Raw genomic sequence first — 26,054 nt, forward strand, 5'->3', positions numbered from 1 at the left:
TGGTTAACTTAATGTTAAATTGATGTAACATAATCACTTGCGTGATGTGCGTGTTTTGCGAGTTAAGAACAGAAAAATTGGTCCTACCTGTGCACGAGGTCCGGGAATGAAAGATGAACGTCGCCCTATTTGCGAAGTGGTTGCAGAGAGTATCGAACGGTTAATTATCGACGGCGTACTGAAGGTCGGTCAGCCGCTTCCCTCGGAACGTCGACTGTGTGAAAAGCTCGGCTTCTCAAGCTCCGCACTGCGTGAAGGGCTGACCGTGCTGCGCGGGCGCGGGATTATTGAAACGGCGCAGGGTCGCGATTCTCATGTCGCACGGCTTAATCGGGAGCAGGACACCAGCCCGCTGATCCATCTGTTCAGTACGCAGCCGCGAACGCTGTACGATCTGCTCGACGTTCGCGCATTACTGGAGGGCGAATCGGCAAGGCTGGCGGCAACGCTGGGAACGCAGGCTGATTTTGTTGTGATAACCCGCTGTTATGAAAAAATGCTCGCCGCCAGTGAGAACCACAAAGAGATTTCGCTGATCGAACATGCGCAGTTGGATCACGCTTTCCATCTCGCCATTTGTCAGGCTTCTCACAATCAGGTGCTGGTGTTTACGCTGCAATCATTGACCGATCTGATGTTTAATTCAGTGTTTGCCAGCGTAAATAATCTCTACCATCGACCACAGCAAAAAAAGCAGATCGATCGCCAGCATGCGCGGATCTACAACGCGGTGTTGCAGCGGCTGCCGCACGTCGCTCAGCGCGCAGCGCGCGATCATGTACGGACCGTGAAAAAGAATCTCCACGATATCGAGCTGGAAGGCCACCATTTGATTCGCTCGGCGGTGCCGCTGGAGATGAACAAGGTGGGAATGTGAGCAGAGTTTTACCCTATCCCCAAGGCGAGGGGACCGCCCCTGCACTTAACAGGATCTGGTGTTAAATCTGTTCATCTATACCCTCTCCCGAATGACCGCCCCTGCGCTAAACAGGATCTGGTATTAAATTTGCTTTTCATACAATCGGTAACGCTTGTACGGCTCCGCCCCAATGCGTTCCAGCATGTTATTCATGCCTGTATTGGTTTCGAGGATCCATGACATCTCCAGCGCATCGATCTTCCGGCGGGCAAACGGATCGCGTAAGGCTTCAATCAATAACAGCGCAATCACCGGGCCGATGCGGCTGAACTGATACTCGTCGCGCACGCCCATCAGCGGTACTCGCGCAGTTCGCACACCGCTGACTTTCAAACGCCACAGCAATTTTGCCCAGCCGAAGGGAAAGAGCGATCCGTTCAGATCGGCAATCGCCTCGTTGATGTTAGGCAAGCCACAATAAACGCGCAGGGTGCAGAATCAATCTCAGCGATGTAGATCATATCGTCCGGCACCAGATATTTAAGTTGGTCGCCCATGGTCGCGAATTCATGTTCGGTAAACGGCACAAATCCCCAGTTGTGCTGCCAGCCAGAGTTGAAAATCTCACGCAGGATCTGCATCTCTTCGGCAAACCGCTGACGATTGATGCAGCGAATGGTCACCTTTTTGCGCACCTGATCCATCAGTTTTTTTAGCGCCGGAGAGAAAGTGAGATCGGTTCGCTGCATCCACCACGCCAGTAAATCAATGCCTTTGTGATAACCCAGTTGTTCAATATGCGCGGCATACCACGGTTTGCCGTGTGGCATCATCGCACAGGGTGGTGTGTCAAAACCTTCAATCAGTAATCCGCTTTCCTGATTGATATTCAGGCTGAAAGGCCCGCTGATCTTACTTGCACCTTGTGACTTCAACCACGCTTCCGCTGCGCCAAACAACGCGGCAAAATCCTGCGGATCATCAATGGCGTCAATCATGCCGAAATGACCGGTATCTTCACCGTAACGCTCACGGTGCAAGGTATCTATTTGCGCGGTAATACGCCCAACTATCTGCCCCGCTTTTTTTGCCACCCACGCCTGCCAGATGATATGGTCCGTCCCCGGATTTTTCGCAGACAAATGCTCGTTGCGTTCAATGAATAAAGGGGGTATCCAGTTTGGATCGTCGGGATAAAGTGATGACGGAAAAGCGATAAATGCCTTAAGGTCATTTTTATTAATTACTTTTTCAATTTTAATCATCAGCAGATCGCATTCCATATCTCTGTGGATAACAAATAATTAATGGTGAAAAACAGGTTGCAACAGCAACGAGCGGCATCTTAATAATCAACTCAATGAATACAAACGACGAATAAATAGTATTAATTAATGATTATGATAAGGTCAGAGGCTACACAGAAACGCCTCAATGCCTTTTGTCAATTTAAGGCGACCGGACAAGGCTTCTTCTTAATATATTCATAAATTAAATATCATTCATAATAAAAACAAAAAACTTAAACTCATTATTTAAATCAATGTTCATTTTCACACCGATGAAAATACTATCTCATTTATCTTTTATGCCTATATAATCCACCGCATTATTGTCATTTTATTTTTGATATCCAATTTTTTCGTGGTGTATATGTCTAATAAAATCTTTACGCATTCCCTACCTATGCGCTATGCCGATTTTCCAACGCTGGTTGATGCTTTGGACTACGCCGCTCTGAGTAGAGCCGGAATGAATTTTTATGACAGACGTTGCCAACTTGAAGATCAACTGGAATATCAGACATTAAAAACGCGTGCCGAAGCTGGTGCGAAGCGGTTGTTATCGCTGAACCTGAAAAAAGGCGAACGCGTGGCGCTGATTGCCGAAACGAGTAGCGGGTTTGTAGAGGCTTTTTTTGCCTGTCAGTATGCTGGCTTAGTCGCCGTCCCGTTGGCGATTCCAATGGGCGTCGGTCAGCGGGATTCCTGGAGCGCCAAACTCCAGGGTTTACTGGCAAGTTGCCAGCCCGCAGCCATTATCACTGGTGATGAGTGGTTGCCACTGGTCAATGCCGCGACGCATAACAACCCCGAATTACATGTTTTAAGCCACGCTTGGTTTAAGGCATTACCGGAAGCCGATGTTGCGCTCCAGCGTCCAGTTCCGAACGATATCGCCTACCTCCAGTACACCTCCGGCAGCACCCGTTTTCCCCGTGGCGTCATTATCACCCATCGCGAAGTGATGGCTAATCTACGTGCTATAAGCCACGATGGCATTAAATTACGCCCTAGCGACCGCTGCGTCTCCTGGCAGCCTTTCTACCATGATATGGGACTGGTCGGCTTTCTCCTGCCCCCCGTCGCCACGCAACTTTCAGTAGATTATTTGCGCACTCAGGATTTTGCCATGCGTCCTTTGCAATGGCTTAAATTGATCAGTAAAAATCGCGGCACCGTTTCCGTTGCGCCGCCGTTTGGCTATGAATTGTGCCAACGCCGCGTGAATGAAAAAGATCTCGCTGAACTGGATCTTTCCTGCTGGCGCGTCGCTGGTATTGGTGCTGAGCCGATCTCCGCAGAACAACTCCATCAATTCGCTGAATGTTTCCGTCAGGTTAACTTTGACAATAAAACTTTCATGCCGTGCTACGGACTGGCAGAAAATGCGCTGGCTGTCAGCTTCTCTGATGAAGCCTCCGGGGTTGTGGTTAACGAAGTGGATCGCGACATCCTCGAATATCAGGGTAAAGCCGTCGCGCCGGGTGCAGAGACACGCGCCGTATCGACTTTCGTCAACTGCGGCAAAGCGTTGCCGGAACATGGTATTGAAATCCGCAATGAAGCAGGTATGCCGGTCGCGGAACGTGTGGTAGGCCATATTTGCATCTCCGGTCCCAGTCTGATGAGCGGTTACTTTGGCGACCAGGTTTCGCAAGACGAGATTGCCGCGACGGGCTGGTTAGACACCGGCGACCTCGGTTATCTGCTGGACGGTTATCTGTATGTCACCGGACGCATTAAAGATCTGATTATTATTCGTGGCCGTAATATCTGGCCGCAGGATATTGAATATATAGCGGAACAGGAACCGGAAATTCATTCTGGCGATGCGATTGCTTTTGTTACCGCCCAGGAAAAAATCATTTTGCAGATCCAGTGTCGGATCAGCGACGAAGAACGTCGCGGGCAGCTTATCCACGCGCTGGCGGCACGGATCCAAAGCGAATTTGGCGTGACCGCGGCTATCGATCTGTTGCCGCCCCACAGTATTCCCCGAACGTCCTCCGGCAAGCCTGCCCGTGCGGAAGCGAAAAAACGTTATCAGAAGGCTTATGCTGCCAGTCTTAATGTGCAGGAATCCCTGGCATAAATCAAACTGTCGCGGTGACGGGCGCTACCGGGTTTATCGGTAAATATATTATCGATAACCTGCTCGCCCGCGGCTTTCACGTTCGCGCATTGACGCGTACTGCCCGCGCTCACGTCAATGATAATCTCACCTGGGTGCGCGGTTCGCTGGAAGATACTCATTCACTTAGCGAGCTGGTTGCCGGAGCCAGCGTAGTGGTCCATTGCGCCGGGCAAGTGCGCGGGCACAAAGAAGAGATTTTCACCCGCTGTAACGTTGACGGCAGCCTGCGCCTGATGCAAGCAGCAAAAGAGAGCGGCTTTTGCCAACGTTTTCTGTTTATCTCTTCGCTGGCGGCGCGCCATCCCGAGCTCTCCTGGTATGCAAAATCCAAATACGTCGCCGAGCAACGACTGGCAGCAATGGCGGACGAAATTACGCTGGGCGTTTTTCGCCCGACAGCCGTGTATGGTCCCGGCGATAAAGAGTTAAAACCGCTGTTTGACTGGATGCTACGCGGCCTGCTGCCACGACTTGGTGCGCCAGATACACAACTCTCTTTTCTTCACGTCACCGATTTTGCGCAAGCAGTGGGTCAGTGGTTAAGCGCCGAAACTGTACAGACGCAAACCTATGAATTATGCGATGGCGTCGCCGGTGGCTATGACTGGCAACGCGTACGACAGCTTGCCGCCAAAGCCCGTTGTGGTTCCGTGCGAATGGTTGACATTCCTCTGCCGGTACTCACAGGCCTTGCGGATATCAGTACCGCGTTGAGTCGCCTGGCAGGTAAAGAACCTATGCTGACCCGCTCGAAAATTCGTGAATTAACCCACGCCGACTGGTCGGCAAGTAATAACCGTATTTCTGAAGATATCAATTGGTTTCCCGGGATTAGCCTGGAACACGCATTACGCAACGGGCTATTTTGATTGTCTTGTTTTAAAGGTGTGTTAACGTTTCTATGGTAAATCGTGAAATAGTAATGGATTACATCCTTTCCTGTTTACAGGATTTGGTCGAAAACGGTGTGGAAATTAAGCCCGACAGCGATCTCGTCAACGATCTTGGCCTGGAGTCGATCAAAGTGATGGATCTCTTAATGATGCTGGAAGACAGATTCGATATTTCCATTCCTATTAATATTCTGCTGGATGTCAAAACCCCTGCGCAATTAATGGAAACTCTACTTCCATGGCTGGAGAATAAATAATGGGGCTATACGATAAATATGCGCGCCTTGCTGGCGAGCGTCTGCAATTTAGTGACAACGGGTTAACACCGTTTGGCACCTGTATTGATGAAGTGTATTCCGCCACCGAAGGCCGGATCGGCAATAAAAAAGTGATTCTGGCCGGGACCAATAATTATCTCGGTTTAACCTTTAATCATGATGCCATCAGCGAAGGTCAGGCCGCGTTAGCGGCCCAAGGCACCGGCACCACCGGTTCTCGTATGGCAAACGGCAGTTATGCGCCGCACCTGGCGTTAGAGAAAGAGATTGCCGAGTTTTTCAATCGCCCTACCGCTATCGTTTTTCAACCGGTTATACCGCTAATTTAGGCGTCATCAGCGCACTTGCCGACCATAACGCCGTGGTGTTACTGGATGCCGACAGCCACGCCAGTATTTATGACGCCTGTTCTCTCGGTGGCGCGGAAATTATTCGTTTCCGCCATAACGATGCTAAAGATCTGGAACGGCGCATGGTTCGCCTCGGTGAACGGGCGAAAGAGGCGATTATCATCGTTGAGGGCATCTACAGCATGCTCGGTGACGTTGCGCCGCTGGCGGAAATTGTTGATATCAAACGTCGTCTCGGTGGTTATTTGATTGTCGATGAAGCGCATTCGTTTGGCGTGTTAGGCGCAACGGGGCGCGGACTGGCTGAAGCTGTCGGCGTTGAAGATGATGTGGATATTATCGTTGGTACTTTCAGTAAAAGTCTGGCCTCGATTGGCGGTTTTGCTGTCGTTTCGGAAGCGATGGAAGTGCTGCGCTACGGCAGCCGCCCGTATATTTTTACCGCCTCTCCTTCTCCGTCCTGCATTGCGACCGTGCGCTCGTCGTTAAGAACTATTGCCACACAACCAGAGCTGCGGCAAAAGCTGATGGATAACGCCAACCATCTGTATGACGGTCTGCAAAAACTGGGTTATGAGTTAAGTTCACATATTAGCCCGGTAGTGCCAGTAATAATCGGTTCGAAAGAGGAAGGTTTACGCATCTGGCGCGAGCTTATCTCGCCGGGCGTGTATGTGAATCTTATCCTGCCGCCTGCCGCGCCTGCAGGCATCACGCTGCTGCGCTGTAGCGTAAATGCTGCCCACAGTCGTGAGCAAATCGATGCCATCATTCAGGCATTTGCTACTCTGAAGCAGTAATGTGAGCCCGCCGTGGTGTTTGCGCCACGGCGGGTTTAATGTTGTCTGTCATACCAATACACCAGGCTCAACGCCACCAACACAAACGCTACCGGTAAACCGAGCGCGGTAACAGGTGCGCTTAACGCAAATAGCAATCCCAGATTAACCATGATTTGATAGCTGATCCAGGTGAGTAAGCCCACGATGACGCCTACAGCGAGACGGCTACCCATCCCAGGCGAACGCGGGGCACTAAAGGTAAACGGCACAGCCAGCAAAATCATCGCCAGGGTCAGGATGGGTTGCCCCAGTTTTTCCCACAGTGCAAGGTGGTATTCGCTGCTGGGTTGCCCGGTTTCCTGCAAATAATGGATGTAATGATTAAGCTGACGGACAGAAAAAGTATTCCCCGGCATTGATAACTCTTCAAGATTCATACTGGTGAAGGCCGATTGCCAGGCAAGATTATCTAATGTTTCCAGCGTTTCTTTGCCATTCAGCCATTTTTTATGATTCACACCATGCAGGACCCACGTTTTGTCGTCTTCAATGGTGGCACTGCGTGCATAAATGTAGGATTCAAGCGAGAGATCGTCGCGATAATGAAATATCTCCACGCCCACCGGCTGGCCCTGCTCGTTCAGCGATTTCACCGTCACAAATTCATTACCACGCCTGGCCCACAGCATATTGCCGGTAATGTCATCGTCCTCCCCCAACGCGGTGGCGGTCGATTTGATTTGCAACGCCTGTTGCTGCAATGGCGACGCCACCCACTCATCTATCGCGCCTAACGAAACAGTCCACAATATCCCGGCAACCAGCGCCACCAGTGCAATACGGAAGATAGAAAACCCCGTGCTGCGAATGGCGGTAAGCTCACTGTTTTTCGATAACTGCCCCAGTCCAACAATACCACCCAATAACGCGATAAACGGCGAAAGTTCGACCAGTGTGCGCGGTAAGGTCATTAGCACCACCAGCACCGCCTGAGTCCAGCGATAACCGCCCGGGCTGACACCATCCAGTTCGTTAATCAGGTTGAAGGTGGTAAAAAGCGGCAGCAATAGCCCTGCAGCGGCGGCAAAACCGAGAAAGAGATGACGGATTAAATAGCGACTGAAAACATTCATCGGGAAAATTTCTGCAGCAAAGAGAAGTCACGTGCGACCAGTATCAGCAGGCCCATTAGCATGAGTCCGGGCACTAACCACAAACCAGGAATGAGGGGAATCGCGCCGTTAGCCACCAGTGTACGGCAGACGTCGCCGCCATAAAAAATGGCAATAAACAGCAACGTCAGTGGCAATAACGTTGAAAATCGCCCTTGCCGCGGTTTTACCCGACTTAATGAAATGGCCAGCAGCGCCATCAACAATGCGGTCAGGCCACGGCTTTGTCGCCATTGCAGTTCGGCATGATCGGCAGGAAAGGCGGAGCGCGCCAGCTCCGTGACCGATTTCGCTTTGCGTTTGACGTTCGGGCTTTGATCCAGCGGATTCAGATGTAATTGCAGATTACGGTAGATCTGTTCGTTGTCGTCACGCCCCTGATGATCGAGAAGATAGGCAGTGCCGTTGTGCAACATAACGGTCGGTTTCTCGGGTGATGGGTCAACCACATCAACCGAACCGGCGCGGAAAATACGGGTTCGATTGGCAGTAGAAGTATAAATCAGCGCGTCAGTCAGGCGATTATTATCCTGATCAACCGTCTGCGAAAGGATCATTCGTCCGTTATCGTTAGTGTTAAATTTCTTTGCCCGCAACTGGCGAACATCCAGCTCCGACTGCGACTGCTGCTCCAGTTGATAAATCTGCGCATAAGCCCACGGACGACCATACATCGACAGAAGGGTGACAAAAATACTTAGCGGTATCGCCAGATAAAGAACGGCTTTGTACAAGCGTCCCGGACTGCCCCCCGCCGCAGAGATAGCGGTAATTTCCGAGTCGGTATACATCTGCCCTAGCGTCACGCCAACTGACACATACAGACCAACAGGTAACAACATCTCCAGTGCAATCAGTACTTTGTAGAAAACGATATCCAGCACAACATCAAGAGCTAATGTCCCATTTGCCGCTTCGGTCAGATAACGCTGTGCGGAGTAGCTGGCGAAAATAAAGATCAGAAAACCGACGATAATCAGCACCAGACGGCGCGTACCACGCATGATGTAGTGTTCAACCAGCTTCATCTCACTAACGCCCTCAATCCTTTGAGTTTTTTATTCATTGATCAGTTTCTGCGCCAACGCAATGACATGATCTACCTCTTCCGGCGTCAGGCTGCCGTCCTTTGCCCACTGAATTTGCCCGGCTTTATTCAGCACCAGAATGGTTGAACTCTGCTCCGGCAAGCGCCAGGCAACGCGTCCCTGTCCATTGCCGTCAATAACGAATTGCGCCCACGGATAGCGGCGTTTATTTTTTTCGATTTTGCCAACAACAAAATAGCCAGTACCAAAGATGGCATCATCGGTGTTCACAATGGTGGTGGGCTGAAAACGATCCTGCGGAAAGTTTGCCGCTTCAACCGCTTTAATTAACAGTGAGTTCTTTTTCTTCGCCGACTTACGCCCGGCGATATACTGAATAATGCGGACTTTTCCCGCTAATTGTGTGCTGTTCCACTTTTGGTAGTGAATTTCGTCGTCGCTATTCAGAAGCAGCTCGCCGCCTTCCTGGATATAAACAGGGGTAACCGTTTTGCCAGTGACGAAATTGTGTGCCTGCACACCCGGGGCTAAGAGCATGATAATCAACGCAATAATCAAACGAGATGACATCATTGCTCCGGCTATAGCGGAAAACGCGAAATCAGCAGCTCTAAGCGCTGACAAATATCGCTATCCAGCGCCAACGGTGCATAATACGACTGGCGGTTTTCCATATCATCCGCCACCATGTCGTCGTGTTTATCTCCCATCAGGCCATTAATGGCGGCGAGGAAACGGGAAATCTGTAACGCCTCTTTATTTTCAGGATCAAGCGATCTTAAGGTGTCGTAATAAGAAACCTGCTGGCTGATGATTTTTCGCACATCATGAAATTCCCTGCCGGTTAGTCGCGGTTTGGCAATAATCTCTTTCAGGGTATGCATTTGCTTTTGCCGATAGGCAATAAAACTGCTTACGCTTTCTAACTGGCTATGGCGTAATGAATAGTTCACCAACGACCAGACCGGAGAGCTTAAATAAATCCGTAACAGGTTGCCGTAATACGACACAATATTTTTCTTACCGTTACGAAAGCCGTCCTGAAAACGCCCCAGAAAAACGGTCGTTTTGCCGAATAAAAATCCGGCCTGATGCTTCTTTAAATACAGCCGTTGCGCAAAACGCAGGTGCTTGTAGCGCGCTCGCATGTATTTAAATTGTTTGCGCTCATCAGCAGTCAGCTCATCGCCTTTGGCTTGTTTGCGAACTAAACGCAGTAATTCCTGACGATCAACGCCATTGAGCCAGAATTGCAGGCATAACGCGTAATTATCATGAATGATTTCGGTGGTACAACTTAGTGCAATAGTCGGCGGCAAACTAACCTGTGCATCAACGACATCATCTTCTTCAATCGCAACAAATAGACGCTCGCTCGCCTCAAGCGGGAAATATTTTCTCATCATCAGGATTTCTCTCCGGCTGCGTTATAAAGCAAGGAATGGCGCTGAAAAAATGCCTTTAAGGTTGGAATTAACGAGAGCGCCACGTCCAGACATTGCCCACCGAAGTAAGCAAACGCTGCTCCCAGCACACCAAACAGATGACAGAACATGAACAGCAATACGATGTAGCCGATTGAGGCGATGGTTTGCGCCACGAGAAAAGCGCGCTGTTTTCCCGCCATCAATAGCAATGACTCCTGCGGGAAGCCCAGCATCGAAATCACAATTGCGCCCAGCATCACCTGAATCAGGTCATACGCTTCGAGATACTTAACGCCAAACACCAGCGAAATGAGCGGCTTGCCGACGATCAACACCGCGAGCGCCACCAGAATACCGATTCCGCCCGCCAGTAAACCGGACTTCACACCTAACAACCACGGTCTGGTGGTGCGCGGATCTAAACGCATCACCTCTGGGTAAAAACTTTTACCCAGCAAACCCGCTGGCGTTCCGGCGGCGTCGAAGAATGTCATGGCGATTTTAAATAACCCGGCGGCAGCGGGTCCTAACACGATCCCCACCAACACTGTGCTGCACGAGTTACGCGCCGACCAGATGGAGTGGGCAATGTTGGTTGACCAGACAAAACTCCACGCGCCTTTAATGTGTCGGGCAGACTCAAACAGATTCAATTTGAAGGCGTTATGGATATTTCTACGGCGTAATTCGCGCGCGGCAAACCACCAGTACATGGTGCCGCCAACCAGATTCGACACGTACCAGGCAATAACAAAACCCACAAAACCAAAGTCAAAATACCAGGCTGCGACGCTCCCCGCTGCGCGCAGAAAAGGTTTCGTCGCCTGCTGTACAGCAATCAAATCAAAGCGATCTACCGCACGCAGAATGCCGGTCGGCGTGGAGGAAGCCATTGAAGGAATGAGCGTGCAATACAGCGCCGCCAGCCAAAAGCTTTGGTCATCCAGACCTAATGAATGGGAAAGGAATGGCAGTAAGGCAATGCCGCCGACAATCGCCACCGCGCCGCTGACGATATCCAGCGAGAAGGAAAATGAGACGACATTGCGAAATTGCTGCGGATTATTGTTGGTCAAGGCTGGCGTTCCGTACTGAACCACCAGCTGCCATGTCTGAAACTTAATAAAATCGCTGATCGACTTGGCGTACGATTGCACAATCACCAGTACACCAAACATGGCGGGCGTCATCCCTTTACCGGCACACGAGAGCGCCAACAGCCCCAGCAAGGCGCTCTCGACATTACTGGAGCCTAACCAGGCGCTATTGCGAATAATGGTGCGAAACGCGCCATCTGCAAACCAATGTTTGATGTTAAAACCCGCCAATTCAGCCTGACCTTATCGTTGATAGTAAAAAATATCCCGCCAGCCTTAAGTTAAACTTCGGCGGTCAGAAACGATGGCAACCAGAGAAACCGCCTTCTGTACCTGTTCCAGCACTTCGCTGTAGGGCGCTCTGGAATCAATCTCAAGAATTTTTGTGCCGTTATAGCCAATCGTCGACATGACGCCGATTTTGTCCTGCAGCTCGGCATACTCATGGTCAGGCTTGCGGGAGATGGCAGTATCAATATCAATCCCCAAACGAATGATTAATTCAGGACGGTATTGCGCCATTTTTTGGTATAAACTCCGTTCGCGCTGCGCCAGAAACATGCTGATTTTCCCGGTCGCACGTTCGACGCCGATCCCCGGTCCGTCATAATAAAAGCCCGAAATTTCAGCCTGCGGGAAGCGATCGCTGACCACCAGAACGCCACTTTGCGCCAGTCGCTGAACCTTGCGTAGATTCGCCATTCTTCGCAGCGAGAAGCAGTACATAATCACCGCCGCCCATAGCGCCGGAGATTTGGTTTTCATGCTTTGGGTTTTCGAGGATTTGGCCGCCAATCGCCGTTCCAGCCAGACGCCAACCAACGGCAATCGTTTGATTTTGTCGCCGTCTTCGCCGGAGAGCAGCCCCAGATAGCGGCGCTCGGTTTGCCAGTGTTGTTGCAGCGATTTCACCAGGTCGGTGGTCAGCGTGGATTTACCGGTGCCATCACACCCGACCACCGCAATCAGCCCCGGAATGTAGTTGGGCTGCGGCGCGGTTGTACTATTAACAGTTTGTGTTTGTAGTGCATCCATTCGTTAAATCATCCCCTATCCATTTTGGTGATCAGGAAAGCGCGGCGTGAATTGCGCGTAGTGACGCTTGCATAATTTCATCGGCTGGTTGCCGACCATCCAGTTCAAGGATCTTGGCGCCATTGAATGTCAGTTGCGGCGTAACGGCGATTTTTTCCTGTAACGCTGCCAGTTGGTGGTCAGGTTTACGCGCAAACGCGGTTTGTTCATCAATGCCAAGACGAATCAACAATACGGGTAAATAAGACGCCATCCATTGGTACAGCTTCAACTCGCGCTGCCTTAACATTTTTATCCAACCGTTACCGCCCGTGGTTTTTGCCAATTGCGGGCCATCAAAGCGAAAACCCGGCACTTCAACCTGCGGGTAGCGGTCGGTGATGAGCAGATAGCCTTGCTGGCTTTTACACAACATTTTGCGAAACTTGTACGCCCGCCAGCAGGAAAGCAGATAGATAACCAGCGCAGTAATATTGCCAGGCGGAGTTAAGGGCTTTTCGTGTACATGTGCCGCTTTACTTCGCAGATAACACCCACAAGGTGCGCCAATAACAGGGAGCTGTGAAATCCATTCGCCAATTCGCCCGGACGATTGCCCGAGATAAATGTGTTCTGTTGGCATTCTTGCTGCCAGTTCATTTACCAGGCTTGCCGTGAGGGTCGATTTACCTGAACCATCACATCCTACAATGGCAATAACACGCACTGGCGTGGAATTAATTATTGACATATTACGTTGATTCACGAAAAACCCGGCAGTAAATAATGTATTGAATATTACGTGGTCCGTGCTCAGAATATCCGTTCAACCTTATTGTGACAATGGCTAATTGTGACATTGACCTGAATTACGCTTTCATAAAAACATATTAACCAAATAAATATTTTTAATGGATATTTAAATTAAAGGATATATTCATGCAGTCAATAACACCTCCATTAATTGCCGTTATTGGTAGCGATGCTTCAGGCAAGTCAACGGTGTGTGAACATCTTATTACCGTTGTCGAAAAATATGGTGCTGCCGAAAGAGTTCATTTAGGAAAACAGGCCGGAAATGTCGGTCGTGCAGTGACAAAATTACCTTTGATGGGAAAATCCTTACATAAAACAATTGAACGAAATCAGGTGAAAACAGCAAAAAAATTGCCTGGACCAGTTCCGGCGCTGGTAATTACAGCGTTTGTCGCCCGTCGCTTACTGCGCTTTCGTCATATGCTTGCCTGTCGTCGTCGCGGGTTAATTGTTCTAACCGACCGTTATCCTCAGGACCAAATTCCTGGCGCTTACGATGGTACGGTGTTCCCACCTAACGTTGAAGGTGGTCGTTTTGTCTCATGGCTGGCAAGCCAGGAACGTAAAGCGTTTCACTGGATGGCGAGCCATAAGCCTGATCTGGTCATCAAACTCAATGTTGACCTTGAAGTTGCCTGTGCACGTAAACCCGACCATAAACGGGAATCGCTGGCGAGGAAGATTGCCATAACGCCACAGTTAACCTTTGGTGGTGCACAACTGGTTGATATCGATGCCAATCAGCCACTGGAACAGGTGTTGGTTGATGCAGAAAAAGCGATTACGGATTTTATGACCGCGCGTGGTTATCACTAGTCAAAAATGGAAATGCCCGATCGCCAGGACCGGGCATTTTCAGGAAGGTTAAATCAACTGCAATGCTATCCAGTACAGCCCACCAGAAAGAAAAATTGCCGCCGGTAAAGTAAACACCCACGCCATCAGGATGCTGGTTACCGTTTTACGCTGTAACCCACCGCCGTCCACCACCATCGTCCCTGCTACCGCAGACGAGAGGACGTGTGTTGTGGAGACAGGCATCCCAATATAACTGGCAAGGCCGATAGACACTGCCGCCGTCATTTGTGCCGCCATGCCTTGCGCATACGTCATGCCGCGCTTACCAATCTTCTCACCGATGGTCATCGCTACACGACGCCAGCCAATCATGGTGCCAATGCCGAGCGCCAGTGCTACCGCCATGATGATCCACACCGGAGCGTACTCAATGGTGCTTAACATATCGCTGCGCAGTTTTTTCAGCAGGTTCTGGTCTTCTTTACTGACGCCTGGCAGTTTCGCCAGCTTCGCGGAGGTATCGGAGATGCACAGCATAATGCGGCGCAGCTGGCTGCGCTGACTCACGCTTAACGGCTCGTAACTTTCCATATTGCCTGGCAGCATCGTTTTAACGCGCGCAATCGCATCAAAGGTATTTGCCGGATGACAGTGAAACTCTGTTACTTGCGTGCCATCAGTCGATGCTGCAGGCAATGGAGGTTCCATCGCAATCAACTTCTGCGGCAGTTCAGGATGCTGTTGCAGGTAGTGTTCGAAGTTGGTAACGGCATCGCGGGTACGGGTAATTTCATAGCCGGACGCATTCATATTGACGACGAAGCCAGCAGGGGCAATCCCCACCAGTACCAGCATTACCAGGCCGATCCCTTTCTGCCCGTCGTTCGCGCCGTGCGAAAACGCCACGCCCGCAGCGGAAACAATCAGCGCAATACGCGTCCAGAATGGTGGTTTACGTTTGCCCTTTTTCTTTTTGCGATCTTCCGGAATGCGGTGAATACGGTCACGCTTTTTCGTCCCACTCCAGAAACGGCGCAGCAGGAAAATCAGACCACCCGCAATGACCAGGCCGACGATAGGGGAAACAATCAGCGAGGAGAAAATTTTGGTTACTTCACGCAGGTTTAACGCATCCATCACCGATGAGCCGGTTAACAGCGCGTTGGTTAAACCGATGCCGATAATCGCACCAATCAAGGTGTGCGAACTGGAGGCCGGTAAACCAAAGAACCACGTTCCCAGGTTCCAGATAATCGCCGCCAGCAGCATGGAAAAGACCATCGCCAAACCGTGAGTTGACCCCATATTCAGCAACAAATCGATTGGTAACATATGGACAATGGCATAGGCAACGCTAAGTCCGCCCAATAACACGCCAAAAAAGTTAAAAAATGCCGCCATCACCACAGCAAGTTGTGGCTGCATGGCACGAGTATAAATAACGGTTGCCACCGCATTCGCCGTGTCATGAAAACCATTGATTGCTTCGTAGAACAACACAAATGCCAGAGCAAGTAATAACAAAAGCCCCGTATATATATCAAGGCCAACAAATAAATTTAGCATATATTAGATTACGCCATTTTGAATTTACGAACGGACGCATTATCAGTGACTTTAACGGCATGGGCAAAGTGAAATATCATTTTTTAACGATAAAAAGAGTGTTATTTCTTGTGTATCAGACAATAAGCATTCATTCAAAACCTTTAGAAATAATCAAAACACAGGTATTCCACTGGTTAATATATTCACATATGAAATGAATAAATATTGGAATATATAAATATTGAATATTTTGATTAATCCCCGTACTAATTATTCTTCATAATCAGTACGGGGTTGCTACAACATGTATTACTTTTTCACCACAATTAACGGTTCAATATCACTCTCTTTTTTGATGACCAGTGATTCATCACCGCGCAAACACGTCCCACCGTAGTTGCCGCCAACGGTGAAGGTACATACCTGAATGTATTTACCGTCCACTTTCGGCAAACACCACAGTTGCTGATAGATGTTTTTCTGCTCGGCAAATTTACCGCTGGTTTTGTCCAGCACCTCTTCATGATGGCTGACCAGGTCGATATTGCTACCACAGCGACCGGCGATCGGTTTCACTGCGTAACCTGTTTTCACCAATTCATCATTAACAGTGAAATCGGTATCCAGCAGGTAACGATGGTGCGGGAACAGCGACCAGAGGATCGGCAGAATCGCTTTGTTGCCGGGGATCACCGTCCACAGCGGCTCAAAGACCAGCACTTCCGGGCGCAGCAATACGTCGATAAGACGCACTTCGTTTTGCGGATGACCGGTACGGATTGGCACCGCAGCAAACTCACGGTCGCTAACTTCACGAATCTGATCAAACGCGGTTTCCCACGCCCAGGTTTTCCACACGCAGTTAACCAGTCGCCCTTCCCCATCAATCAGTTGCCCGGCAGCATCCCAGCCCAGTTCATCCAGCCCGCGCAAGATACGCGTTTCAAAGCCCGCCTGGTGCAGCGCCTGCTCCATAAACTGCGCGTGATAGTTTTCCTCGATATCTTTGTCCTGCATGATATGGACAAACGGACGTGCACGACTGTGTTTCCAGGCACCAGCCAGTTCGTTAATCAGCCCTTCCGCCGGATTGAAGCCGTTGCCTTTATAGCCCTGCTCCGCCCAACGTTCGAGGATCAAGCCCGCTTCGGTATGACAGGAGGCGGAGTCGGCGTTGTATTCGTAAACCTTCAGGCCACGCTCATCCATGCAGAAATCCATACGACCAGTGATCATATGGTGACGGCGACGCTGCCAGGAGAGACGCAAACGTGGCCAGAGGATTTTCGGAATGTCGAACAGCGCCAGCAGGTTGTCATCTTTCAGCACCTTGTCGGTTGCGTGAAGATACATCAGATGCAGCTCGTTGGTGGCTTTAATTAGCTCCTGCTCGGCACTCTCGGTAATGGTGTAGTAATGATACGGATCCTGATTGATCACCTGACCGTTGGCCTGCACATAGGCGTTTTGTAGCGGATCTTTTTCATCCAGCCATTTACCGTCAAACTGGCCTTTGTTTTCCAGACGCGCTCCACTGATTTTCAGCAGCTCGCCTGCAATTTCCGGCTGCGGTAAGCTGTATTCAGTATCTTCCGTCTGGATCATCCAGCCCAGAATGGTGGTGTCATCAAAAGTGTCTTTAAGGGTATAGCAGCCGTTTTCGACCACCATCTCCAGCTCGCGCGTCCACTGTTGCCCTTGCGGCAACGGGGAATGAATCACGTTCTGTTCCGCAATACGGACTTTGTTGCCATGCAATTGGGTAATGATGGCGACATGGCCAGTGTCTTTAAATTCACCGCCTTTATCCCAGATAAGAAGCGCACCCGCGACCGGCGCACGCGGCGAGCCGTTAGGAAATGCCTGCAATGGCAGGATGTTGTCATTAACCACTTCTCGCAGGAAGCGCAGCGAGAAAATCTCCCACGCCATACCCACGTCAGTAAAGACCACACCGTAATTCAGAAAGAGAAAACGGCGAGCAAATTCAACGCATTGCCACTTGTGGCCCATATATTCGTCGTCGATATAGCTACGGAATACGGCGTCATCTTCGTATTCCTGCGGATCGAGAGAACTGTAATCTGAAGAGTAGATTGCTACCCCACCTGGGGCGTAGCCCAATAATGTCCCGAACGGGGCATCCTGGCTGGTCGTTCCTTTGCTCATCACTTTACCTTTAACAATACAACCTAAGCAGTTGGCGTAATTGTTGTGCTCTGATTACCTGCTCAGCGACATTAACCGGACAGAGGTCAGACTAATCATACACCTCATCGCAGCGGCTGGCGCAAAGGGTTAAAAAATTCACATTCTGTACAGCAAGTGACCTGCTACACTGCTTCAACACTACCACTCAGAAGGCAACTCACTATGACAGACAATACTTATCAGCCCGCGAAAGTCTGGACGTGGGATAAATCCGCTGGCGGCGCGTTCGCCAATATCAATCGCCCGTTTTCTGGTCCGACGCATGAAAAAACGCTGCCCGTTGGCAAACATCCATTGCAACTTTATTCGCTGGGAACGCCGAACGGTCAGAAAGTAACGATTATGCTTGAGGAGCTACTGGCGCTGGGCGTTACTGGTGCAGAGTACGACGCCTGGCTGATTCGTATTGGCGATGGCGATCAATTCTCCAGCGGCTTTGTCGAAGTGAACCCAAACTCGAAGATCCCGGCGCTGCGCGATCATACGCATAATCCGCCGATCCGCGTGTTTGAATCTGGTTCGATCCTGCTTTATCTGGCGGAGAAATTTGGCTACTTCCTGCCGCAGGATCTGGCAAAACGGACTGAAACGTTGAACTGGCTGTTCTGGTTACAGGGTGCCGCGCCGTTCCTCGGCGGTGGTTTTGGTCACTTTTACCATTACGCGCCGGTGAAAATTGAGTACGCCATCAACCGCTTTACCATGGAAGCCAAGCGCCTGCTCGACGTGCTGGATAAGCAACTGGCGCAGCATAAGTTTGTTGCGGGCAATGAGTACACCATTGCGGATATGGCGATTTGGCCGTGGTTTGGCAACGTGGTGCTCGGCGGCGTGTATGATGCCGCAGAGTTTCTGGATGCGGGAAGTTATAAACATGTGCAACGCTGGGCGAAAGAAGTGGGCGAACGTCCGGCAGTGAAACGTGGGCGTATTGTTAACCGCACCAACGGGCCGCTGAACGAGCAGTTGCATGAGCGCCATGACGCCAGTGATTTTGAGACAAATACAGAAGATAAGCGTCAGGGGTAAGGGTTGGTGTTCGTCGCAGCAAGCCATCCAGGCCGGATAAGGCGTTCACGCCGCATCCGGCAATCGTGCACAATGCCTGATGCGACGCTGCCGCGTCTTATCAGGCCTACAAAAGCTAATCATCACGCGCTGGTAATGTCGTAATCCATTTGGCGCAGTGCGTCTAATGTGGCTTTGGCTTCATCTTCGTCGATGATGCTCATGGCAAATCCGACGTGTACCAGCACCCACTGGCCCAGCAGATCGGCAGGGTTACCTTCGCAAATCAGGGCGATATTCACGTCGCGCTTGATACCACATACTTCAACCTGCGCAAGCTGGTGAATATCTTCACCGACAGCCAGCACCTGGCCTGGAACGCCAATACACATTGTTAACTCCGGTTATTTCGATTGCCGGACAAACGCGAAAAAGAACCTTTAGCGGGTGTTCCCTCTCACCCTAACCCTCTCCCCGGAGGGGCGAGGGGACCGTCCGTGCGCTTTTTAGGCGTTGTCCTCAGTCTTATTCAACTTCAATACTTTTGACGATCAGCGAATCGCCGGTATCGACACGCAACCGCTCGCCGTGACAGAGCGGACACTGCGCATCGTGCTGATGAATCTCCACCACCTGGCTGCAATCCCAGCACCAGGCCTGGGCGGGTTTATAGACGATATGTAAATCGCACCCTTGCGCCACCGTTCCGTGGCAGACAATTTCAAAACTAAAACGGACGGCGCTCTCCTCAACGCAGGAGAGCGCGCCAATTTCCAGCCACACGGCGGTGACGCGCTTAACATCGTGCTGCTCCGCCTGCCGTTGGATAATTTCAACGGCGCTCTGGCAAAGCGACAACTCATGCATTTTCGCCCCTCCTGCGGCCAAACAGCAGGGCGCGACGCCCTGCGTGTGGTACATCCGGATTGGTGACTGGCAACGAAAGGATCATTCGTGCGCAGTCATCCGTCAGGCGTTGGCCTTCTTCAATCGACATGCTGTGCGAAAGCGGCGACATCAGCGAACAGGAGAGGTATTGCGAAACACCGTCCAGTTCGCCAACGGTAAAGGTCATGGTGCCATACGGCAGTTGCAGACCAATTTTTTCACTCACTTTGCGCAGCGGCCAGAGTTGATCCGGGCCGGGGAAGATAACTGCACTCAGCATCCACGGGGTGATCACACACCCCGTCCACTGACCTTCGAACAGCGTAAAATCAGAAACATACACCGGCATTGAAGGATGCAGAAAAGAGAGATCGTGCATCGAACGCCGGGCAATTTCTTCAAACGCTGCCTGTACTTGCGCCTTCGGGGAGGTCTGGAAACCTGCTATCTCTTCAGTCATGAATCGCCTCCCGTGGGATGGCTTCCACGCCTGATTCGCGCAGCGCAGCCAGAACCTGCTCAAGCGCAGGTTCAATCATTGCTTCAACCGTCGGCGTTAAGCCGATGTGTGGCTCCAGCGATTCCGGGATCACGCCGACCAGGGTCAGCTTTTTCGGAAACTCACCGGTGAAGCGCAGGGCCGACAATACGTCGGCCAGGCCAAGCTGATGCGGAGAGATTTTGTTGGTAAACAACGCCGGAACTTCTTCATCCCGCAGGATCATCATCGTTCCCGGAGTGTTCTTTTTCGACACAATGGCATCCGCAATAATCAGATGATCGCGATTTGCCATGTCGCCAAGCAGCTCCATTCCCGCCGTGCCGCCATCGAGGATCTCAACATAATCCGGCAGAATGTATCGTTGCTCTAACGCTTCGACAATCCGCACGCCGATGGCTTCATCGGTCAGCAAAATATTGCCGACCCCTAAGACTAAAATACGCATTACAGAACCTTCACTGAAACCACTTCGTTGCCGTCGGCATCCACTACGTGTACCGCACAGGCCATGCACGGGTCGAAGGAGTGAATGGTACGCACCACTTCCAGCGGTTTATTCGGATCGGCAACCGGTGTACCCACCAGCGACTGCTCGTAAGGACCGACGTCATCATTGAAGTTACGCGGACCAGAGTTCCAGGTTGATGGAACAACCGCCTGGTAGTTGCTGATGATACCGTCTTTAATAACCATCCAGTGAGAGAGCATACCGCGCGGCGCTTCGAGGAAGCCAACACCTTTGAACTCACCCGTTGCCGGAATGTTCGGCTTCACAAAGGTGGTGTGATCGCCTTTGCCGATATTGGTGATCAGTGCACTGTATTGGTTTTGCAGGATATCCTGCAATTCACAGCAGTGAACGGTACGACCAATAATACGGCCCAGCGTGGAGTGCAGCTGTGCCACTTCCAGCGTGTTGCCAGTCAGTTTCTGATAAATCGCAACGATTTCATTCAGTTTGTTCTGGGTAGATTCGCGACCTGCCGCCAGTTTCACCAGCATATTAGCCAGCGGACCCACTTCTACCGTTTTGCCGTAGAAAGTCGGTGATTTCACCCAGGAATATTTCCCGTCGTCAGACCAACCATCATAAGCCGGAATGGTGGTACCTTCCCACGGCGCCTGTGGCGCTTCGTCTTTATACCAGGAGTGCTTCGCGCTTTCCTGAATGCCTTTGATCAGGTATTCATCGGAATGAGAAGTGATCGGACGATACGAGGACAGATCCGCATTCTCAATGTAGCCTCCCGGGAACAGGAAGCTGCCGTTTTTGCTGTCGGTCGGGAATTCCGGCACGCTCAGGTAGTTCACCGCACCTTTACCGCGCGTCAGCCATTCCGGGTAGAACGCGGCGATAACCGCGGTATCAACCTTATAAACCTGCTCAACAAAGTCGCTCAGTTTGTCGATGAAAGACTTGATGTACATCAGGCGCTCAAGGTTCAACACGCCCAACCCGTCGAGGTTGATTGGGTTCGCGACACCACCCACAGCCAGGTTCTGAATGTGCGGCGTTTTACCGCCCAGCAGCGCCACGACGCGGTTAGCGTCACGCTGGCACTCCAGCGCCTGCAGGTAGTGCGCTACCGCAATCAGGTTCACTTCCGGCGGCAGTTTCATCGCCGGGTGACCCCAGTAGCCATTGGCGAAAATACCCAACTGACCGCTGGCAACCAGATCTTTGATCTTGTTCTGAACTTTAGTGAACTCTTCCGGACTGTTCAGATGCCAGGTCGAAACGCCTTTCAGCATTTCGGAGGCTTTGGTTGGGTCAGCTTGCAGTGCAGAAGTGATGTCCACCCAGTCCAGCGCCGAAAGCTGATAGAAATGAACGATATGGTCATGCGTGGTGTGCGCAGCCAGAATGATGTTACGGATGTATTGCGCGTTAACCGGAACGTCGATATTCAGCGCACTTTCTGCCGCACGAACGGAAGACAGCGCGTGAGTGGTAGTACATACGCCACAGATACGTTGCACAATCATCCATGCATCGCGCGGATCGCGGTTTTTCACGATCTCTTCCATGCCGCGCCACATGGTACCGGAAGCCCATGCTTTCGAAACGACGCCATTTTCGATTTCGCAATCGATGCGTAAATGCCCCTCAATACGGGTTACCGGATCAATAGTAATTCTCTGGCTCATGCTTTGCTCGCCTCATGACGATTATGATCGTTTTGTTTTAAAGGAGGAAGTATCGGCAGTAGACGAATGAGTACGATGTAAGCGCAAATCTCAATAGCCACAAAACCAATAGAAATCAACAGTTCTTCCCAGGTCGGGAAGTAGGCGTAACCGCCGCCCGGGTTGAATGCCACCAACGAATAGGTCAGACGCCAGGTTGCACAACCTAACAGTGCGCTCAGTGCTGACAGGAACAGCATACGGGAATCATTACGCAGCTTCGCCACACGCAGAACGACCAGCGGGAAGAGCATCAGCAGGACTTCAATCCAGAACATCACGGAGTAGAAGTCACCGGCAAACGCTAACGACAGCTTGTCGCGATAGATAAGCTCGCCAAAGCGCAGCCCGATGAAAATCGCCAGCAACACACTGATGGTGTTGGTCAGCTTGACGAACAGGCTCTTTTCATCCGGACCGTTGCCACGCAGACCCGCCTGCACCAGTGAACCTTCAAAGATGACAATCGAGAAGCCCATGATGAACGCCGTCAGCAGCGAGAACAGCGGCAACATTTCATAGCTCTGCCAGAGCGGATGCACCTTGTAGCCCGCCGAGATCATCAGCGACCCCATTGAAGACTGGTGCATGGTCGGCAGCAGCGCACCGAGCGCGATGATGAAGAACATCACCTTGTTCAGACGTTGTAGCGACACCTTCCAGCCCAGACGTTCAAACAGTGCCGGAGCAAACTCCAGAGCCATCACGCCGATGTAGATGGTCATACAGACCGCCGTCTCGAACAGTACCGAGTTCACGTTGAAGTGACCCGGAATGTAGAAGTACGGCAGGTTCCAGTAGCGACCCACGTCGATAGTGATCGACAAGCCACCCAGTGAGTAACCAAACAGACTCGCCAACAGCGCCGGACGCACCAGCGGATGGTATTGCCCACGGTTAAAGACGTATACCGCCCACGCCAGCGCCCAGCCGCCACAGGCAAAGCCGGTGCCAATCAGCAGGTCAAACGCGATCCACACGCCCCACGGGAAGCCGCCGTTCAGGTCAGAGACAGAGCCCAGACCGAACACCAGACGCTTCACAATCAGGAGCATACAGATGACGATTAACGGTCCAAAAATCATGACCGGTTTACTGATGATTTTGCCGCCCAGCGGTTGTGGATCATGACTCATGATCGTCTCCTCCGTCGTGATGGTCGTTTTTGGTGTTGCGACGAACCAGCACGGTTAAGCCCGCCAGCACAGCCAGTGGTAGCATCATGCCTTTATACAGGGTGTGTTGAATATTTTCGGAACGCGCACCGGTAGAAAGATCGTCCAGTTTCGGCAGGTCGAGATTTTCATAAGGCACACCCGTCAGTACCAGAACCTGAGTACCGCCGCCCTCTTTCTCGCCGTACAGATGCGGATAATATTTCGGCACCGTATGCAGGTAAGTGTCGCCAGATTTCAGCGTCTGACGCGGATAGTGGTATTCGCTGCCAGGCTTCAGCGCCAGACGTTTTTTCGCCTCCGCCATCAGCTCTTCACGCGTACCGAAAATCACCGCGCCCGCCGGGCACACTTCTACGCAGCCAGGCAGACCGCCTTTATCGAGACGTTCCACACCTTTCTGGTTGCACAGCTCGCACTTATGCAGCGCACCAAACGGGTTGTTGTAGTCGTACTTCGGCACGTTGTACGGACAGGCGACCATGCAGTAACGGCAACCGGTGCACACGTCTTTGTCGTAATGGACAATGCCGGTTTTCGGATCTTTTTTCAGTGCAGAGACCGGGCACACAGAGACACAGTTCGGATCGACGCAGTGCATACACTGTTTCTTAATGTACGCGTAGCCGTTCTCCTCCTGGTCTTTGTTGACCCCTGTGCCGCTGGTCCACACCTGAATGATGTTATTGGTATACGGCGACAGTTTGTCGTTGTTCGACCAGGTCTGTTCCCCTTGCGGGTTACGTTCAGGGAAGTTGATATCCTGACACTTGGTGACGCAAGCCTGGCAGCCTACGCACAAGGTCGAGTCGTACAACATCCCCAGCGATCCCGGAATTGGCGGGCGGTTTTCAGCAGCCGCATGACTGACAGACGGCAGCGCGCCCGTCAGCAATGCCCCGCAGGAGGCTGCTTTAATAAAATTACGTCTGTTCACGGTTATTCTCCCCGTGAGTCAGCGTTATCTTTCTTTTGCTGACGACCCAGTTCACGCACCGCCATCACGCTGACACCGGCAACCAGCCCAACCACACCGCCGAGCAAACCAATAGCGCCTGCAGAGACGTTGCCGCCCTCTTTAGCGTTAACATCCGGTTTCTGTGAACGCGGAGTCTGATTTTCGACGTTGGCAAGCTGATGGATGCCTTTATGGAAGCCGATACCTTTTTCGTTACAGCCATAGCACGGGTGACCAATCGCCACCGGCCACACACCGCCAACATCGCAGAATTGCAGCGTTGAGCAGTTGCCGTAAGTTTCTGGCCCTTTACAGCCGAGGTGGTACAAGCACCAGCCTTCGCGGTGGCCTTCATCACCGAACTCTTTGGCAAAACGACCAGCATCGAAGTGCGGGCGACGTTCGCAGTGTTCGTGAATCAGACGGCCATAGGCGAAGGTCGGACGGTTTTTGTCATCCAGTTTCGGCGGTTTGCCGTAAGTGATGATGTGCGCAACGGTCGCGAGGAAGTTGTGCGGGTTCGGCGGGCAGCCCGGAATATTGATAACGGTTTTGCCTGGCAGAACTTCTTGCAAGCTGACTGCGCCAGTTGGGTTAACTCCAGCTGCGGCAACACCGCCCCACGCGGAGCAGGAACCAATAGCGATAATGGCTGCTGAGCCTTCCGCCGCTTTGCGGATGTGATCCACAATCGGCTCACCGGCAACCATGCAATAAATACCGTTATCTTTTAATGGGATGGAACCATCCACCACTAACACATACTGCCCTTTGTACTTCTCGAGAGCGTTATGTTTGTTCTCTTCGACCTGATGACCGAAGGCGGCGGAAAGCACTTCGTGATATTCCAGAGAGATAGTCTCCAGCACGAGGTTTTCTACCGTTGGATGCGTTGCACGAAGCAGAGATTCCGTACAACCGGTGCACTCCTGCGCGCCAATCCAGATAACTGGCGGACGCTGCGGGTTAGTAACCGATTCGGCCATCTCTGCAGCGGCTTTGCTACTTAACCCCATGGTGGCGGCTAATGCTGCACAAAGCTTCATGAAATCACGACGGTTAATGCCGTGAGAATGGATGAGGGTGTTATCTCCAGTCATTTATAGTTATTCCGTTGCGAGAACCTGGCATATATTTTGCCTCAATCGCAAAATCAATAATGCGATCGATGCGCCATTTACCACACATTTATTATGGTTATCGATATCATGATACTGCGGCGGGGCGCTAAAACGAAGGGAAGAAGCATTAGTGTAATTAATTAAAGCAAGATAATACGTATGTTTGATCAATTTTCGAGGCGATAACCGGCCATAAAAAAGCGCAACGTAGAACAGGAATTATTCTCACGAAAGAAATCCATTACCATCTCTTTATCCAGTCCATAGCGGCGCGTCAGAATACCCGCTTCCCAGGCGCTAAGCTGGCGATCTCCGGTCTTTTCGTACATCCTGTGTGAGTAGCCTAATACAAAACCGCGTTTATAATCGGCACAGAATTTTGTCACATTAACCGCACTGTCGGCATGCGTTGCTTTTAATCCCGCCATTAAGCCTTTACCAAAATGGTTATTCATCGTTCACCTCATTCGTTATATATCGCCATATATAACGATATTTTAGGCA

At 51.2% G+C, this 26,054-nt stretch carries 25 protein-coding genes, 2 pseudogenes and 1 other annotated feature; of the genes and pseudogenes, 8 read left to right on the forward strand and 19 right to left on the reverse strand.

Going from position 1 to position 26,054, the window contains the following annotated elements; translation table 11 throughout:
- Positions 1-106 precede the first annotated feature (106 nt).
- The gene (gene glcC / locus SF3019) at positions 107-877 is read left to right on the forward strand and encodes a DNA-binding transcriptional regulator GlcC (protein ID NP_708791.2); all 771 of its coding nucleotides are present in this window, start codon (positions 107-109) and stop codon (positions 875-877) included.
- A gap of 123 nt (positions 878-1,000) precedes the next feature.
- Positions 1,001-2,102 (reverse strand) — a sequence feature (Similar to Escherichia coli K12 conserved hypothetical protein gi: 1789354 (391 aa). BLAST with identity of 99% in 367 aa. This CDS ontains frameshift. The sequence has been checked and is believed to be correct.).
- Here the strand turns inward: glcC and SF3020 are convergent.
- Positions 1,001-2,102 (reverse strand): annotated as a pseudogene (locus tag SF3020). It overlaps the preceding feature by 1,102 nt.
- A 443-nt stretch (positions 2,103-2,545) precedes the next feature.
- On the opposite strand from SF3020, the gene SF3021 reads away from it, so the two are divergent.
- Positions 2,546-4,234: an acyl-CoA synthetase gene (locus SF3021; RefSeq protein NP_708792.2), complete on the forward strand. Its 1,689-nt coding sequence runs from the start codon at positions 2,546-2,548 to the stop codon at positions 4,232-4,234.
- Between the two features lie 14 nt (positions 4,235-4,248).
- Entirely contained in the window at positions 4,249-5,145 is an 897-nt protein-coding gene (locus SF3022) for a hypothetical protein (RefSeq protein ID NP_708793.1), read from the forward strand.
- Positions 5,146-5,177: 32 nt separating this feature from the next.
- Complete coding sequence (locus SF3023) at positions 5,178-5,426, forward strand: hypothetical protein (RefSeq protein NP_708794.1); 249 nt, start codon at positions 5,178-5,180, stop codon at positions 5,424-5,426.
- A complete protein-coding gene (locus SF3024) occupies positions 5,426-5,776 on the forward strand; it encodes a class II aminotransferase (protein NP_708795.1) in 351 nt (116 codons plus the stop codon). The genes SF3023 and SF3024 overlap by 1 nt, the downstream gene beginning before the upstream one ends.
- Positions 5,426-6,597 (forward strand): annotated as a pseudogene (locus SF3025). The gene SF3024 and the pseudogene SF3025 overlap by 351 nt, the downstream one beginning before the upstream one ends.
- 35 nt (positions 6,598-6,632) lie before the next feature.
- Here SF3025 and SF3026 read toward each other — a convergent pair.
- From SF3026 to yghS, 7 genes are read right to left on the reverse strand one after another with little or no spacing between them, the layout of a single operon-like run.
- On the reverse strand, positions 6,633-7,712 hold the full coding sequence (locus tag SF3026) for a hypothetical protein (RefSeq protein NP_708797.1): 1,080 nt from the start codon (positions 7,710-7,712) through the stop codon (positions 6,633-6,635).
- Positions 7,709-8,779, reverse strand: coding sequence for a hypothetical protein (locus SF3027; protein NP_708798.1), 1,071 nt, complete (start codon positions 8,777-8,779; stop codon positions 7,709-7,711). Before SF3027 ends, SF3026 begins: the two co-directional genes overlap by 4 nt.
- A 30-nt stretch (positions 8,780-8,809) precedes the next feature.
- Positions 8,810-9,370 (reverse strand): hypothetical protein, encoded by a 561-nt coding sequence (locus tag SF3028; RefSeq protein ID NP_708799.2) that lies wholly within the window; start codon positions 9,368-9,370, stop codon positions 8,810-8,812.
- Positions 9,371-9,381: 11 nt separating this feature from the next.
- The gene (locus SF3029; RefSeq protein ID NP_708800.1) at positions 9,382-10,206 is read right to left on the reverse strand and encodes a hypothetical protein; all 825 of its coding nucleotides are present in this window, start codon (positions 10,204-10,206) and stop codon (positions 9,382-9,384) included.
- Positions 10,206-11,555 (reverse strand): hypothetical protein, encoded by a 1,350-nt coding sequence (gene yghQ / locus SF3030; protein ID NP_708801.1) that lies wholly within the window; start codon positions 11,553-11,555, stop codon positions 10,206-10,208. Before yghQ ends, SF3029 begins: the two co-directional genes overlap by 1 nt.
- Positions 11,556-11,600: 45 nt before the next feature.
- Complete coding sequence (yghR, locus tag SF3031; RefSeq protein NP_708802.1) at positions 11,601-12,359, reverse strand: hypothetical protein; 759 nt, start codon at positions 12,357-12,359, stop codon at positions 11,601-11,603.
- Between the two features lie 31 nt (positions 12,360-12,390).
- The gene (yghS, locus tag SF3032) at positions 12,391-13,104 is read right to left on the reverse strand and encodes a hypothetical protein (RefSeq protein ID NP_708803.1); all 714 of its coding nucleotides are present in this window, start codon (positions 13,102-13,104) and stop codon (positions 12,391-12,393) included.
- Between the two features lie 173 nt (positions 13,105-13,277).
- On the opposite strand from yghS, the gene yghT reads away from it, so the two are divergent.
- Positions 13,278-13,970, forward strand: coding sequence for a hypothetical protein (gene yghT, locus SF3033; RefSeq protein NP_708804.1), 693 nt, complete (start codon positions 13,278-13,280; stop codon positions 13,968-13,970).
- 48 nt (positions 13,971-14,018) lie between these two features.
- On the opposite strand, the gene pitB is transcribed toward yghT, so the two are convergent.
- Together pitB and gsp are read right to left on the reverse strand one after the other, a co-directional pair.
- Complete coding sequence (pitB, locus tag SF3034) at positions 14,019-15,518, reverse strand: low-affinity phosphate transport protein (protein NP_708805.1); 1,500 nt, start codon at positions 15,516-15,518, stop codon at positions 14,019-14,021.
- 291 nt (positions 15,519-15,809) lie between these two features.
- The gene (gsp, locus tag SF3035; protein ID NP_708806.2) at positions 15,810-17,669 is read right to left on the reverse strand and encodes a bifunctional glutathionylspermidine amidase/glutathionylspermidine synthetase; all 1,860 of its coding nucleotides are present in this window, start codon (positions 17,667-17,669) and stop codon (positions 15,810-15,812) included.
- 156 nt (positions 17,670-17,825) lie between these two features.
- Between gsp and SF3036 the strand changes: the two genes are divergently transcribed.
- On the forward strand, positions 17,826-18,740 hold the full coding sequence (locus tag SF3036; RefSeq protein NP_708807.1) for an S-transferase: 915 nt from the start codon (positions 17,826-17,828) through the stop codon (positions 18,738-18,740).
- 122 nt (positions 18,741-18,862) lie between these two features.
- Here the strand turns inward: SF3036 and hybG are convergent, their stop codons facing one another.
- From hybG to SF3045, 9 genes are all read right to left on the reverse strand, one after another.
- Complete coding sequence (gene hybG / locus SF3037) at positions 18,863-19,111, reverse strand: hydrogenase 2 accessory protein HypG (protein ID NP_708808.1); 249 nt, start codon at positions 19,109-19,111, stop codon at positions 18,863-18,865.
- 133 nt (positions 19,112-19,244) lie between these two features.
- Positions 19,245-19,586, reverse strand: a complete 342-nt coding sequence (hypA, locus tag SF3038; RefSeq protein NP_708809.2) for a hydrogenase nickel incorporation protein HybF — start codon at positions 19,584-19,586, stop codon at positions 19,245-19,247.
- The gene (gene hybE, locus SF3039) at positions 19,579-20,067 is read right to left on the reverse strand and encodes a hydrogenase 2-specific chaperone (RefSeq protein NP_708810.1); all 489 of its coding nucleotides are present in this window, start codon (positions 20,065-20,067) and stop codon (positions 19,579-19,581) included. The genes hypA and hybE overlap by 8 nt, the downstream gene beginning before the upstream one ends.
- Positions 20,060-20,554, reverse strand: coding sequence for a hydrogenase 2 maturation endopeptidase (hybD, locus tag SF3040; RefSeq protein ID NP_708811.1), 495 nt, complete (start codon positions 20,552-20,554; stop codon positions 20,060-20,062). The genes hybE and hybD overlap by 8 nt, the downstream gene beginning before the upstream one ends.
- Positions 20,554-22,257: a hydrogenase 2 large subunit gene (hybC, locus tag SF3041; RefSeq protein ID NP_708812.1), complete on the reverse strand. Its 1,704-nt coding sequence runs from the start codon at positions 22,255-22,257 to the stop codon at positions 20,554-20,556. Before hybC ends, hybD begins: the two co-directional genes overlap by 1 nt.
- Positions 22,254-23,432: a hydrogenase 2 b cytochrome subunit gene (gene hybB, locus SF3042; protein NP_708813.1), complete on the reverse strand. Its 1,179-nt coding sequence runs from the start codon at positions 23,430-23,432 to the stop codon at positions 22,254-22,256. Before hybB ends, hybC begins: the two co-directional genes overlap by 4 nt.
- Complete coding sequence (gene hybA, locus SF3043) at positions 23,422-24,408, reverse strand: hydrogenase 2 protein HybA (protein ID NP_708814.1); 987 nt, start codon at positions 24,406-24,408, stop codon at positions 23,422-23,424. Before hybA ends, hybB begins: the two co-directional genes overlap by 11 nt.
- A gap of 2 nt (positions 24,409-24,410) precedes the next feature.
- Complete coding sequence (locus SF3044) at positions 24,411-25,529, reverse strand: hydrogenase 2 small subunit (protein NP_708815.1); 1,119 nt, start codon at positions 25,527-25,529, stop codon at positions 24,411-24,413.
- 188 nt (positions 25,530-25,717) lie between these two features.
- Positions 25,718-26,005 (reverse strand): hypothetical protein, encoded by a 288-nt coding sequence (locus tag SF3045; RefSeq protein ID NP_708816.1) that lies wholly within the window; start codon positions 26,003-26,005, stop codon positions 25,718-25,720.
- Positions 26,006-26,054: the final 49 nt, after the last annotated feature.

It is taken from the genome of Shigella flexneri 2a str. 301 (assembly GCF_000006925.2).
In the GTDB taxonomy this organism is placed as follows: Bacteria; Pseudomonadota; Gammaproteobacteria; order Enterobacterales; family Enterobacteriaceae; genus ECMA0423.